Source organism: Frankia sp. AgB32 (genome assembly GCF_023243045.1).
In the GTDB taxonomy this organism is placed as follows: Bacteria; Actinomycetota; Actinomycetes; order Frankiales; family Frankiaceae; genus Frankia.
Map to the genome: position 1 here is coordinate 1 of NZ_JALKFX010000045.1, position 13435 is coordinate 13435.

Below are 13435 nucleotides of genomic sequence, written 5' to 3' on the forward strand. Positions count from 1 at the left end.
GGGAATACGTCCTATTTACTGCTTGGTCGTTGTTGTGGGGGTGACCGTGACCGCGGTGGACGCCGCAATCGTCGGGGGCCCGCCCCCCCCCCCGGGGCGCCCCCCCCCCCCCGCGGGCCGCAGGCGGACAGCGGTGCGGCGGGCGATCGCGCCGCGCCGGCGACCCCCAGCGCGACCCCTGCGCCGGCGTCCTGCGGGGGAGCGGTGCGCACCGTCCAGGACGCCGAGCAGCTGATCACCGAGGCGACGGGTTGCGCCGGCGCCGTGAACACCTTCTGGCACGGGGAACTGGGCAAGGCCTGGACGCCGCCGAAATTCGTGCCGTACCACAACGGCCAGGTGCCGGATGACGCCTGCGGGAAGCAGGGCACCCCCGACCAGTTCGCCGACAACGCGCTGTACTGCACCCTCGACGACACCGTCGCCTACAGCGTGGACTTCCTCGACGAACTCGCCGGTGTCGGCGGCCCGCCGTTCCCGCTGTTCGTCCTCATGCACGAACTCGCCCACCGCGGCGACCGCATCGCGAACACCATCGGCGTCGTCAACCGGGCCGAGGAGAACCAGGCCGACTGCTTCGCCGGCCGCCAGGCCGCCGCCGCCCGCGACGCCGGGCGCATCGAGTTCACCGACGCCCTGCACGGCTCGCTGCTGTTCTTCAGCCTCGGCGACACCCGCGGCGGCTGGTACGACCAGGAGCCGGCGACCGCCCCGGACGCGCATGGCACCCCTCTGCAGCGTGCCCAGGCGTTCTCCCTCGGCTTCCTGCAGGGCAGCGACACCTGCCACCGCATCGGCCGGTCCCGCACCGGCGACGTGACCGCCTGAGCGTCCCGCCGGCCGGCAACGACAACAGCGCCCCGCCCCACCGGGACGGTGGAACGGGGCGCCGCGTGCGGATCCGGGTCAGGTCACGGGGTCTGGAAACCGGCCTTGGTCAGGACGGCCTGCCCGGTGGAGGAGGTGACGTAGTCGACCCACGCCTTCCCACCAGCGGCGTTCTTGCCGCCCTTGAGCGTCGCGATCGGGTAGTCGTTGATCGCCTTCGCGGACTCGGGGAACTCGATCCCCTCGACCTTGTCACCGGCGGCGAGCGCGTCGGTGCGGTAGACCAGCGCCGCGTCGACCTCACCGAGGGTGACCTTCGACAGGGCGGACTTGACGTCCTGCTCGAGGGTCACCGGGGTCAGGTTCACCCCGGCGGCGGCCAGGGCCTTCTTCGCCGCCGCGCCACAGGGCACCGCGTCGGCGCACAGCGCCACCTTCACTCCGGGCTTGACCAGGTCGGGCAGGTCCTTGATGCCCTTCGGGTCGCCCTTGGGCACCACGATGACGAGCTGGTTGCGCACGAACACCTTCGTCGGCGAGGAGTTCAGCCCGGCGTCGGTCACCGTCTTCATGGTGGCGGGGCTCGCCGCGGCGAACACGTCGGCCGGCGCGCCCGAGGTGATCTGGGTGGCGAGCGCGGAGCTGCCGGCGAAGGAGAACTTCACCGTAGAGCCCGGGTTGGCGGACTCGAACTGCTTGCCGAGCGTCGTGAAGGTCCCGGTCAGCGACGCGGCCGCGAACACCGTGACCGTCCCGGTGACGCCGCTGGCGGCGCTGCTGGTGGTCGCCGCCGGCGTGGTGGCGGCGGTCGAGCCGCCACTGCCGTCGCTGCCACAGCCGGCGGCGAACAGACCGGCGCTGGCCACGACGGCCAGCACGGTCTTCATCCTGCGAAATCTCACGTAATCCCGTTCCTTCGCCCATGACCGGTCGACGCCCCCGGCATCCGGGCACGGCCGACCGCTGCAATTGAATACGCACTGTGCTTTGCGGTCGGCGAAATAACACCCAAAGTAACCGAGTGTGTTCATGACGACGTCGTCGTCGCCCCCGATCGCCGGCGCGGCCGACGGATTTACCCGCAGCCGGCGCCCCCCTTCGCACTCGCGGACTCCTCAGGCGCAGTAGGCCGCAAGTGCGAAACTGCGTGCATGATAAGTCCGCGGATGCGTCCCGCCAAGATGGGGGGGTGTGCGCCGTCCATCACCACGGCGACCAGGCACGCCCCGGGGCGGCCGGTTCAGGGCAGGACGTGGAAGTTGCGGTCGTGGTAGATCAGCGGGGCGGCGCCCGGGTCGGTGCCCGCGTCCAGGACCAGCCCGACGATGAGGAAGTGGTCGCCGGCCTCGATCGGCGGGCGGGTGGCGCAGCGAAGCCAGGCCCGGCCGCCGTCGAGCAGCGGCTCCCCGGTGGGCAGCGGGCTCCAGCGGGTCGGTGCGGCGAAGCGGTCGATGCCGCTGCGGGCGAAGCGGCGCGCGACGTCGGCCTGCGCGGAGGACAGCAGGTTGACCACGAACGTCGGCGCCGTACGCAGATGCGGCCAGGCCGACGCGCTGGCGGAGATCGCGAAGACGACCATCGGGGGGTCGGCGGACAGCGACGCCAGGGAGGTCGCGGTGAAGCCCACGGGCCCCGCGCCCGCGTCGGCGGTAATGACGGCGACACCGGCCGGGTGGCCGCGAAAGACGGTCCGGAACAGCTCGCCGTCGATGTTCGCGGACCCCGGGGCCTGCTGGCTCGGGCGAGGCCTGGGGGTCATGCGGGGCTCCCGTGTTCGAGGGGGACAGAATCCGAACGGCCGGACCCGAGGCCCCGGCCCTGGGGCGGTCGGCGCGCACCGGTCCGCGCCGCCCGCCGGGCCGGGCGGGACACAGCTGGCGCCACGAGGATCGCCGCGGAGCCGGTCGGGCGTGCGTCAGCTCGCGGGCTGGACTACCAGCCGGGTGGACACAGGTCGCTGCCGCTGCGACCGAAGTCGACATGGCGCCGCCGACACAGCCGTGGCAGGCCTGCGCGCCCACGCGCCAGGTGATCCGCACGCCCGCGCGCCCTGTCGCCCGCGCGCCCTGTCGCCCGCGCGCCCGCGCGCCCGCGCGCCGCGTCAGCGGACCACCCGACATGAACCACCACCTGACGATAAGTCGGCGCCGGTGGCCGGTCAACGCGCCGCAGCGCCCGCCGGCCCGGGCGGGCGCGTTGACCGGCAGGTCCAGGCCCGTCAGGTCCATCTGTTGAGAAGTGGCACTCGAATGTCATAGTCTGCGGCCATGCGACGTGCTCCGGACCATGGCGCTCAGGCAGACGACCGCCCCAGGGGGCGCGGAGCGTGACGGCCGCGCCGCGGATCAACGTTCTCGATCCAGCGTTCTACGTCGACCCCCGGGAGTCGTACCGATGGCCGGGTGAGAACGCCCCGGCCTTCTGGGATCCGGTGCAGAAGCTGTGCGCGCTCTCCCGGTTCGAGGACGTCACGGCCGCGGAGAAGGTCAACGAGCTCTCCTCGTCCTGCTACGGCTCCCGTCCGCACACCGACCTCACCGGCGACGAGTCGATGATCAACCTCGACGAGCCGGACCACCACGCCCAGCGCGTCCTGGTCGCGCCGAAGTTCTCCCCGCGCGCGATGCGCAACCACCCCCAGAACGTCCGCGACTGGAGATCCGGGTGATGTTCGAGGAGATGCTGCGCCGCATGCCCGACTGGGAGCTGGTCGACCCGGGCGAGCCGGAGATCATGCCGGCGACGTTCACCCGCGCCTACGACCAGATCCGCAACCGCTTCACCCCGAGCTGACCGCTCACCCGGGCCCGGCGCTCACCCGCGCCCGCCCGGGCATCGCGCCGGGCGGCGTCGGGTAGGGACACACCGGGCTCTCTGGTCACCGGGCCCGCGCCAGCTCAGCGTCGGCACCTGGCGGCCGTTTCCGGCACGGGGGACGGCTGGCCGCCATCGGACCGTGCGAAGGACTGAGGTACTGGCATGGAGCTTTCTGGTGTGGGCGTGTGGAACATGCAGCTGCGCTACGGCGATGCCGGCGAGACCGCCGAGGCGGCGGCGGAGCTGGAGGAACTCGGCTACAGCGCGGTGTGGATCCCCGACATTGGCGGGCCGGTCCTGGAATCCGTCGAGAACCTGCTGAAGGCCACCAGCACCGTCACCGTGGCCACCGGGATCCTCAACCTCTGGTTGCACGAGCCGGCCGAGGTGGCCGCGTCGTTCGCGGCGTTCAGTGCCGCGCACGGCGAGCGGTTCCTGCTGGGGATCGGCGTCAGCCACGCCGTGTGATGGTCGACAGCATCGAACCGGGCCGGTACAAGCGGCCGCTCGCGGCCATGGGGACCTTCCTCGACGGACTCGACGCCGCCGAGCAGCCGGTGCCGGTCGCCAGCCGCGTCCTCGCCGCGCTCGGCCCGCGGATGCTCGAACTCGCCGGCACCCGGGCCCGCGGCGCCCACCCGTACCTGGTCACTCCGGAGCACACCCGCATCGCCCGCGCGGCCCTCGGCGCCGAGCCGCTCGTGCTGCCCGAGCAGACTGTGGTCCTGTGCGCGGACCGGGCGCAGGCCCGGGCGGTCGCCGGGGAGTGGCTGAAGGCCTACCTGTCCCTGCCGAACTACCGCAACAGCCTGCTGCGCCTCGGGTTCACCGAGGAGGAGGTCGACTCCGCCGACGACCGCGTCTTCGACGCGCTGATCGCCTGGGGCGACGAGGACGCGGTGCGCGCCCGCGTCGACGAGCACCGCGCCGCCGGGGCGAACCATGTCACGCTGCAGGTCCTCAACGCCGACCAGCGGGTCCTCCCACGCGAGGAGTGGCGCCGCCTCGCCGCCGCGGTGTGCTGAGCGGGCGCCCGGCATGCCCGGGTGCCCAGTCGGTCCCGGGGGTTCAGCCGGTCCCGGGGGCTCAGCCGGACTGAGTGTCGTCGGGCGCGCCGTGGGCACGCAGGAACGTGCGCACACCCGCGTCCACGGCGCGACGCACCGCCTCGCCCGCCGCGTCGCGGCTGCCGTGCTCGGTGAGCTCGGGCAGCTCGGCGCCGATCAGGGCGAGGAACTGGCGGGCGGCGAGCGCCGGGTCGGGCACGCGGAGCAACCCGGCGTTGCCGAGCATGGCCAGCCGCCCGGCCAGGGCCTCGAGGATCGGGTCGGTGGCCTTCTCCCGCACCGTGCGGTAGATCTCCGGGTCCCGCCCGGACTCGGCGGCGATCATCCGCGCCAGATACACCGAACATTCCGTGCGCTGACAGTCCACCAGCCGCGTTCCGAGCTCGTAGAGGCTCGCCCGCCAGGCCTCGGGGCGCAGGTCCAGACGCTGGATCACCCGCAGCACATCGGCGTTCTGCACGACCGCGGAGTCCGCGACGGACTCGCGGAACAGCGCCACCTTGCCGCCGAAGTAGCTGTAGATCGTCGGCTTGGACACCCCGGCGGCGGCCGCGATCGCGTCGACGCTGGCCCGCTCGTAGCCCTGCTCGCCAAAGATCGGCGCCGCGGCGTCGAGGATCGCCCGCCGCTTGTCGATCTGCCGCTGCCGCACCGCGACCTCCCGTGCCGGCGCCGCCATCCCGGCACCACCCTCCGGTGCCGGTCGGCGCCGGTCGGCGATGACCGCGCCCGCTGCATTCAACCCTACCGCACCCTTGCCAGAATTTTACTGTCTGGTTTATTTTCGGGCCATGGAAGTAAAAGCAGGCGTGGGCAACGCCCCGACGACCGCGGCCGGTGACCTCGCAGCGCGGGCGAGGAACGATCCCGACGCGGCGAGCGGTCGTCCGCGAAGGCACGGCGGCGACGCGACGAGGGTGCACACCGGGCCGGCCGTGGTCGTGCTCGCCGGCGCGGCACTGATCGCGGTCCTCGACGGCACGGTCGTCGCGGTCGCCCTCGACGCCCTGTCCGGCGCGTTCGACGCGCCGCTGAGCACGGTCGTCTGGGTCACCATCGCCTACCTGCTGGCCGCGGCCGCCGCGTTGCCGCTGCTGGGCTATGCCAGCGCCCGTCACGGCGGGCGCACGGTGTTCCTCGCCGGCCTCGGACTGTTCGGACTCGGCTCGCTGCTGTGCGCGCTGGCCGGTTCACCCGCCACGCTGATCGCCGCCCGGGTCGTGCAGGGCTTCGGCGGCGGGCTGCTCGAACCGTCCGCGATGGCGCTGGCCGCCGGCCTGGCCCGGCCGGAGGCGATGGGCCGGGTCCTCGCCGTGCTCGCCACGGTGGTCAACGTCGCGCCCGCCGCCGGACCGCTGCTCGGCGGCCTGCTGCTGCGCACCGGCCACTGGCAGTGGCTGTTCCTCGTCAACCTGCCGCTGGGCCTGGCCGTCGCCGCGGGCGCCCTGGTTTTCGTCCCCGCCAGCCCACGTGACCCGGCCGCCGCCCCGCCCCGCGCCGACGTCGGCGGCCTGGTGCTGCTCACCGGCGGCTACGTCGGGGTGCTGTACGCGGTCAACCGGGCCGGAGGGCACGCCGCCGGCTGGACGCCGCCGGTCGCCGCCGCCGCCGGTGCGGTGCTGCTCGCCGCCTACGTCCGCCATGCGCTGCGCACCCGCGCCACCCCCGCGCTCGACCTGCGGCTGGCGCGCCGGCCGGGGTTCGGCGCCGGCCTCGCCGTCATGAGCCTCGTCGGACTGGTCATGTACGGGCAGGTCACCGCCCTGCCCGTGTTCGCCGCCGACCGCTATGGCCTGCACGGTCAGACGCAGGGTGTGCTCGTCTGCGCCCTGGGGGTCGGGCTGCTGGTGTCGATGTCGGCCGGCGGGTGGGCGAGTGACCGCGTCGGCGCCCGCCCGCTGGTGCTCGCCGGCGGCGCCGGGGTCGCCGTGACCCTGGCGGTGTTCGCCGCCACCGCGCGGCACCTGCCGCTCGCCGCCGGCCTCGTCCTGTTCGTCGTCGCCGGCCTCGCCCTCGGCCTCACCGCGTCACCGACGGTCGCGGCCCTGTTCCGCCCCCTGTCGCCCGCCGAGCGGCCCGCGGGCACCACCGCGCTGTTCATGTCCGTCCAGTTCGCCGCCTCGCTGAGCGTCGCGCTGCTCGGCCTGTTCCACACCCACGGCGGCGCGGGCTGGGTGAGGACCCTGTTCACCGTGCTGGCCGCCGCCGGCGCCGCCACCTGCCTGCTCGCCACCCGCCTGCCCGGGCGCCCCGCCTGACGGGCCGCCGGGCGCCCGCCGCGCCGTCACACCGTCGTCACACGCGGCGGACCATACGATGCCAGCCATGCGGGTGCTGGTCGTCGAGGACTCCGAGCGCACCGCCGCGCTGCTGCGCCGCGGCCTCGCCGAGGAGGGCTACGCCGTCGACGTCGTCGGCGACGGCGTCGACGCGGTGTGGCGGGCCACCGAGACCGCCTACGACGCGATCGTGCTGGACCTGATGCTGCCCGGCATCGACGGGTTCGAGGTCTGCCGGCAGCTACGCGCCCGGCAGTGCTGGGCGCCGGTGCTCATGCTCACCGCGCGGGTCGACGTCGACGACCGCATCCACGGCCTGGACGCGGGCGCCGACGACTACCTGGCCAAGCCGTTCAGCTTCGGCGAGCTCACCGCCCGGCTGCGCGCGCTGGTCCGCCGCGGCACGACGCACCGCCCGGTCGTCCTGTGTGCCGGACCGGTGGAGCTGGACCCGGCGGCGCACCGGGTCCAGGTCGCCGGCGCGCCGGTGGACCTGTCCGCGAAGGAGTTCGCGCTGCTCCACCTGCTGCTGCGCCACCCCGACCAGGTGCTGACTCGCACCTTCGTCACCGACCACGTCTGGGACGACGCCTTCGACGCCACCTCCAACATCGTCGACCAGTACGTCCGCTACCTGCGCCGCAAGATCGACCCCCCGGACGGCGACTCGCTCATCGAGACCGTCCGCGGCGTCGGCTACCGGCTGCGCCTCCCGCCCGCATCCGGTCCGGATGCGGGCGCCGGTCCGGATGCCTACGCCGTGCCGGACGCCGACGCCGGTCCGGATGCTGACACCGCGTCTGCCGGGGGACCGGCGCGCGCCGGCCGGTAGCCCGAGGTGCCGCCCCGCGTCCGGCTGCCCGCACCAGTCCGGTTGACTCGGCGTTTCCGGCTGACCCTGCGGGTCCGGCTGACCCTGCTGTTCGCCGTGGGCACCGGGATCGCCCTGGTGCTGGCCGGTTTCCTGTTCTACCTGCTGCTGCGGGCGAACCTGCGCGACGCGGTCGACTCCGAGCTGCGAACCCGCTCCGATGTGCTCGCCGCACGCATCGCCGACCGGTACGCCGACGGCGCCGAGCCGAACCCGGCCTCGGCCCGTGACGCCGCCACCCTGCTGGCCGGCGGCGGGCCGATCGCCCAGGTCCTCACCGCCGACGGTCAGGTGATCGCCTCCTCCGCCGACGCCGGTCGCACCGCGCTGGCCACCGGCGCGGCGCTGAGCACCGCCCACGCGCGGGCGGTGTGGGCGAAGGCCCACCCCCACCGTGACGGGGAGACCGACGAGCCGATCCGGGTCTACGCCCTGCCGGTGCACGTCAGCGGTCCCACCGGGCGCACCACCCTGATCGCCGTCGTGGGGCTCACGACCCGGCCGACCGACAGCGCGGAGGACCGCGTCCGCAACGTGATGGTGGTGGCCACCGCGCCGCTGGTCGCCCTGTCCGGCCTTGCCGCCTGGCTGCTGGCCGGCGCCGCGCTGCGCCCGGTCGACCGGATGCGCCGGGAGGCCGCAGCGATGGCCGACGCCGAGGACCACGCCCTGGCCGGCCCCCGACCCGGTCCCGGCGGACCCGACCCCCGACCGGCCCCCGCCCCCGGCCCCGCTCCCGGGCCGGGGCCGGGGCCGGCGGCGGCCCTCGCGCTCGCGGTGCCCGCGACCCGCGACGAGATCGAGGCGCTGGCCCGCACCATGAACGACCTGCTCGCCCGGCTGCACGCCGCCCGCGCCCGCGACCGCGCCTTCATCGCCGACGCCGGCCACGAACTGCGCACCCCGCTGACCGTGCTCAAGGCCGAGCTGGAACTCGCCGCCCGGCCCGGGCGCTCCGTCGCCGAGCTGCGCGAGGCGATCGCCGGCGCCTCGGAGGAGACCGAACGGCTCATCCGCCTCGCCGAGTCGCTGCTCACCCTGGCCCGGATGGACGGCGGCCACCTGCGCGCCGACCCCGTCGCCGTCGACGAGGTGCTCGACCGTGCCGTGCGGGCGGCGGGCGGCCACGCCGGGCAGCGCGGAGTGCGCCTCGCCGTCGCCATCACCCCCGCCGACCGGCCGCTGGCCGTGCTCGGCGACGCCGACCTGCTGCGCCAGGGGGTAGACAACCTGCTCACCAACGCCGTCCGGCACGCCCCGGCGGGCAGCGTCGTCGATCTGCTGGCCCGGCGCGACGCGCCCGGCGACACCGTGACCGTGCAGGTCCGTGACCACGGCGGGGGTTTCCCGGTGGCGTTCCTGCCGCACGCCTTCGAGCGGTTCCGTCGCGCCGACGCCGCCCGCGGCCGGGAGCAGGGCGGCACCGGGCTGGGCCTGTCCATCGTGGCCGCGATCGCCGCCGCCCACGGCGGGACCGCGCGGGTGTCCAACCATCGCGACGGCGGCGCCGTCGTCACGATCGTCCTGCCCGCCGCGGCGCCCCCACCACCCGCACCCGATCCACCCGCCGGCGGGGCGCCACCCACCGCGGCGCACCCGGGCACCGCGGCGTCCGGGCCGTCCACCGCCGCCGCGGCGGGCGGCTCCCCGGATCAGCGCTGGTCGCGGCGCAGTGGGTGATCGGCGGGAATCTCCACGAGCACCAGGGGGATACCGTCCGGATCGGCGATCCACATCTCGTCGAGACCCCACGGCTCGCGACGTGGCGCCCGCGTGATCGTCGCCCCGGCATCGGTGAGACGGCGGTGCTCGGCGGCGAGATCGCGCACCTGCAGCCACAACCCCGGCCCCGCGGCGGCGGCGCCGGCGCCGTCCGTCCCGGCCGGGTGCCCGGACACCTCCAGCAGCCCGGCGCCCAGGAAGAACACGATGCCGGGACTGCCGGGCGGGCCGAACTCGCGGTAGACCGCGAGGCCCAGGACGTCGCGGTAGAACGCGCGGCTGCGCGCCGGGTCCACCGGCCGGATCAGAACGCGACTGCTGAGGACCTCCATCCCGCCAGTTTCGCCCACCGCCGCCCCGGCCGCCGTGCGCACTGCCTCCCCGTCGACGCAGGTGAATACGGACTGGTTCGACCGCCTTGACCCGTCCTGGGCGGGCCGTGACAATCGTCTCCGTGCAGGCGAGATCACGCATCGACACCGCCGACGGCTGATGCGGCGCCGGCGCGGGAGGCTGTCCGGCGCCGTGCTCGGCGGCGCGTTCGGGCTGCTCGCCGAGGTGCTGTTCGCCGTCGTCTGGATGGGCTCGGCGGTGTTCTTCCTCTACGCCGCCGGCCACGGCCTGGCCGACGACCTGCGCCTGCGCGCGGCCGGTGTCCGCGTGAGCGCGCTGGCCCTGCACGCCCGCGCCGAGCGGATCACCACGACGGACTCCGACGGGAGCACCTCGACGAGCACCCGGCACTTCACCACCGTGCGCTTTCGCGACGACGTCGGGACGACCCGGGAGGTCGAGATCGACGGCTACCACCCGTCCGGGCGCGCCGTGTCCGTCATCTACCTGCGCCACCGACCCGAGACGGCCAGGCCGGCGTCCGCCGCCGGCGCGGGCCACCTCGTCCTGGACGCCTTCGAGATCGTGTTCGCCCTGTCCTTCGTCCTGTTCGGCCTCGCCTTCTTCCGCGCCTGGTTCGCCGGCCCGTGGTGACGCCGGCGACCGATCGGACCGGGTCCGTGTGCCCCGCGGGCCGCCGGGGGAGGATGCTCGCCATGCCGGGACATCCACACCGATCGGGACGCGCGCCAGCCGGAAGGCCCACCGGGTCGTGACCGCCACCGCCGAACCGGCGCCGGGCGCCGGGCGGACCCGGCGGCTGCGCGCCTGGCTGCTCGCCGGCACCGAACAGGCCCAGCAGCACTCCGGCCCGCACGCCCAGCCCGCCGCCGCGCACAAGCTGCACCCCTGGTGGCGGGTCATGTGCCTGACCGGCGTCGACTACTTCTCCACCCTCGGCTACCAGCCGGGTATCGCCGCGCTCGCCGCCGGCGCCGTCAGCCCGATCGCCACCGCCGTGCTCGTGCTCGTGACGCTCGCCGGAGCACTGCCGGTGTACCGGCGGGTCGCCCGCGACAGCCCGCACGGCGAGGGATCCATCGCCATGCTCGAACACGAACTGTCCTGGTGGAAGGGCAAGATCCTCGTCCTGGTCCTGCTCGGTTTCGCCTGCACCGACTTCCTCATCACCGTCACGCTGTCCGCCGCCGACGCCACCGCCCACATCCTGGAGAACCCCTACGCGCCGCACGCGCTGGAGGGCCACCGGGTGGGCGTCACGCTGGTGCTGCTCGCCCTGCTCGGCGGGGTGTTCCTGCGCGGGTTCACCGAGGCCGTCGGCATCGCCGTGGTCCTCGTGGCCATCTACCTCGGCCTGAACGCCGTCGTCGTCGGCGACGCCCTCGTGAGGATCATCTCCCATCCGCATCTCGTCGGTGACTGGCACGCCCTGCTCGTGCGTGAACATCCCGACCCGATCGCGCTGATCGGCTTCGCGCTGATCGTGTTCCCCAAGCTCGCCCTGGGCCTGTCCGGCTTCGAGACCGGCGTCGCCGTGATGCCCCTGGTCCGCGGCGACGCCGGCGACACCGAGGACCGTCCCACCGGGCGCATCCGCGGCACCCGCGCCCTGCTGACCACCGCCGCGCTGATCATGGCCGTCTACCTGATCGCCAGCAGCCTCGCCACCACCCTGCTCATCCCCGCCGACGCGTTCAGGGCGGGTGGCCCGGCGAACGGGCGGGCGCTGGCCTACCTCGCCCACGACGAACTCGGCAGCGCCTTCGGCACCGTCTACGACGTCAGCACCATCCTCATCCTCTGGTTCGCCGGCGCCTCGGCGCTCGCCGGCCTGCTCAACCTCGTCCCCCGCTACCTGCCCCGCTACGGCATGGCCCCGACCTGGGCGCGCGCCGTGCGCCCCCTGGTGCTCGTGTTCACCGCGATCGGCTTCGCCGTCACGGTGTTCTTCAAGGCCAGCGTCGACAAGCAGGGCGGCGCCTACGCCACCGGCGTGCTCGTGCTCATCACCTCCGCGGCCCTCGCCGTCACCCTCGCCACGGCGCGGCGCGGCGGGCGCCGCCGGGCCGCCGGCTTCGGCGTGATCGCCGCCGTGTTCGTCTACACCACCATCGCCAACATCATCGAACGGCCCGACGGGCTCATCATCGGCTCGATCTTCATCATCGCGATCATGGTGGTGTCGTTCTCCTCGCGGGCGCTGCGCTCGTTCGAACTGCGGGTCACCGGCGTGCGCCTCGACCCGACCGCGCAGGCCTGGGTCCGAGAGGCCGCCGCCGCGGGCTCGCTGCACCTGGTCGCCAACGAAGTCGACATCGGCGACGCCGCCGAGTACGCCGGCAAGGCCCGCAAGGCCCACGAGGAGCTGTTCCTCCCCGACGACGTCGCGCTGCTGTTCCTGGAGGTCGCGGTGCCCGACTCCTCCGAGTTCGAAGGCGAGCTCGACGTCCGCGGCCTGGACCGCGACGGCTACCGCGTCCTGTGCGCGACCAGCACCTCGGTGCCCAACGCCATCGCCGCCCTGCTGCTGCACCTGCGCGAGTCCACCGGCGCGCGCCCACACGTGTACTTCGAGTGGACGGAGGGCAATCCCATCACCAACTTCCTGCGGTTCCTGTTCTTCGGCGCCGGCGAGGTCGCCACCGTCACCCGCGAGGTCCTGCGTGAAGCCGAACCCGACCCGGCGCAACGGCCCTTCGTGCACGTCGCCTGACCGCCGTGGCGACCGCCGGCGCGCACCCGGGTCGGCCCTGCCGCACCGACGCGCACCCAGCCGGGCAGACGCGGGCCGATCGGCGACGGCACACCAGCGACGCGCTCTCGGCCGCGGCGATCACGCTGTTCTGCCAGCGGGGCTTCGACGACGTCTCGGTCGCCGAGATCGCCGCGGCGGCGCAGGTGTCCAAACCCACGCTGTTCGCGTACTTCCCGACCAAGGAGGACCTGGTCCTGCACCGGATCCTCGACCACCGCGGCGAGGCCGGCCGGGTGGTGCGGGCCCGCGCGGACACGGTGGCGCCACTGACGGCGCTGCTGGACCACCAGCTCGCCGGCCTCGACCGCCGCGAACCGGTGACCGGGCTGAACGAACATCCCGAGGTGCTCGCCTTCCACGGGATGGTCTTCGCGACCCCGAGCCTTCTCGGCCGCCTCGCCCAGCACGCCGCCGAGGACGATCGGGCGTTGGCCGAGGCCCTCGCGCAGGCCGCACCGGCGGCCGGCGACCTCACCGCGCGCCTCGCCGCCGCACAGATCATCGCCGTGCAGCGGGTGCTGGCCCGGGAGAACTGGGCCCGGCTGTCCGCCGGCGAACCCGCCGCCACCCGCCACCCCGAGGCCGCTGCCGCCACCCGACGCGCCTTCACGGCCCTGGCCTGCGCCCTGCCCGCCTACGCCTGACGCGACCGGGGTACAGCCGCGGCGCACTGGTGTCCGCGGATCCGTCCCGGTCCTCGTGTCGCACCGGTCCCCGTGTCGCACCGGTCCCCGTGTCGCAC

General features: G+C 74.4%; 13 protein-coding genes and 1 pseudogene. 10 read left to right on the forward strand and 4 right to left on the reverse strand.

The genetic code is table 11. The features are described 5' to 3' along the window. Positions 1–204 precede the first annotated feature (204 nt). Positions 205–828 carry a neutral zinc metallopeptidase gene (locus tag MXD60_RS15475; protein ID WP_248819764.1) on the forward strand — a complete coding sequence of 208 codons (624 nt, stop codon included), beginning with the start codon at positions 205–207 and terminating at the stop codon, positions 826–828. A gap of 83 nt (positions 829–911) precedes the next feature. Here the strand turns inward: MXD60_RS15475 and modA are convergent, their stop codons facing one another. Both modA and MXD60_RS15485 read right to left on the reverse strand, forming a co-directional pair. Further along, positions 912–1715 carry a molybdate ABC transporter substrate-binding protein gene (modA, locus tag MXD60_RS15480; RefSeq protein ID WP_248819765.1) on the reverse strand — a complete coding sequence of 268 codons (804 nt, stop codon included), beginning with the start codon at positions 1713–1715 and terminating at the stop codon, positions 912–914. A gap of 353 nt (positions 1716–2068) precedes the next feature. Beyond that, complete coding sequence (locus tag MXD60_RS15485) at positions 2069–2587, reverse strand: flavin reductase family protein (protein ID WP_248819766.1); 519 nt, start codon at positions 2585–2587, stop codon at positions 2069–2071. Positions 2588–3154: 567 nt separating this feature from the next. Between MXD60_RS15485 and MXD60_RS15490 the strand changes: the two genes are divergently transcribed. The 3 genes and pseudogenes from MXD60_RS15490 (at position 3155) to MXD60_RS15495 (ending at position 4670) form a co-directional block, all read left to right on the forward strand. Continuing rightward, positions 3155–3496 (forward strand): cytochrome P450 family protein, encoded by a 342-nt coding sequence (locus tag MXD60_RS15490; RefSeq protein WP_248819767.1) that lies wholly within the window; start codon positions 3155–3157, stop codon positions 3494–3496. Further along, positions 3493–3621: a hypothetical protein gene (locus MXD60_RS28825; RefSeq protein WP_283098420.1), complete on the forward strand. Its 129-nt coding sequence runs from the start codon at positions 3493–3495 to the stop codon at positions 3619–3621. Before MXD60_RS15490 ends, MXD60_RS28825 begins: the two co-directional genes overlap by 4 nt. Positions 3622–3807: 186 nt before the next feature. Continuing rightward, a pseudogene (locus tag MXD60_RS15495) lies at positions 3808–4670 on the forward strand (TIGR03620 family F420-dependent LLM class oxidoreductase). 61 nt (positions 4671–4731) lie between these two features. Here MXD60_RS15495 and MXD60_RS15500 read toward each other — a convergent pair. Further along, complete coding sequence (locus MXD60_RS15500; protein WP_248819768.1) at positions 4732–5454, reverse strand: TetR/AcrR family transcriptional regulator; 723 nt, start codon at positions 5452–5454, stop codon at positions 4732–4734. A gap of 175 nt (positions 5455–5629) precedes the next feature. On the opposite strand from MXD60_RS15500, the gene MXD60_RS15505 reads away from it, so the two are divergent. The 3 genes from MXD60_RS15505 to MXD60_RS15515 all read left to right on the forward strand — a co-directional run bounded on the left by MXD60_RS15505 (position 5630) and on the right by MXD60_RS15515 (position 9542). Next, the gene (locus MXD60_RS15505) at positions 5630–6970 is read left to right on the forward strand and encodes an MFS transporter (protein WP_248819769.1); all 1341 of its coding nucleotides are present in this window, start codon (positions 5630–5632) and stop codon (positions 6968–6970) included. Positions 6971–7037: 67 nt separating this feature from the next. Then, a complete protein-coding gene (locus MXD60_RS15510; protein ID WP_248819770.1) occupies positions 7038–7823 on the forward strand; it encodes a response regulator transcription factor in 786 nt (261 codons plus the stop codon). A 6-nt stretch (positions 7824–7829) separates the two neighbouring features. After that, on the forward strand, positions 7830–9542 hold the full coding sequence (locus MXD60_RS15515; protein WP_248819771.1) for a sensor histidine kinase: 1713 nt from the start codon (positions 7830–7832) through the stop codon (positions 9540–9542). On the opposite strand, the gene MXD60_RS15520 is transcribed toward MXD60_RS15515, so the two are convergent. Further along, complete coding sequence (locus MXD60_RS15520) at positions 9515–9916, reverse strand: VOC family protein (RefSeq protein ID WP_248819772.1); 402 nt, start codon at positions 9914–9916, stop codon at positions 9515–9517. The two genes, MXD60_RS15515 and MXD60_RS15520, sit on opposite strands and share 28 nt — an antisense overlap. 160 nt (positions 9917–10076) lie before the next feature. Between MXD60_RS15520 and MXD60_RS15525 the strand changes: the two genes are divergently transcribed. The 3 genes from MXD60_RS15525 (at position 10077) to MXD60_RS15535 (ending at position 13337) form a co-directional block, all read left to right on the forward strand. Then, a complete protein-coding gene (locus MXD60_RS15525; protein WP_248819773.1) occupies positions 10077–10571 on the forward strand; it encodes a DUF3592 domain-containing protein in 495 nt (164 codons plus the stop codon). Between the two features lie 118 nt (positions 10572–10689). Then, positions 10690–12651: an APC family permease gene (locus MXD60_RS15530; RefSeq protein ID WP_248819774.1), complete on the forward strand. Its 1962-nt coding sequence runs from the start codon at positions 10690–10692 to the stop codon at positions 12649–12651. Between the two features lie 5 nt (positions 12652–12656). Beyond that, positions 12657–13337 (forward strand): TetR/AcrR family transcriptional regulator, encoded by a 681-nt coding sequence (locus MXD60_RS15535; protein WP_518468030.1) that lies wholly within the window; start codon positions 12657–12659, stop codon positions 13335–13337. Positions 13338–13435 lie beyond the last annotated feature (98 nt).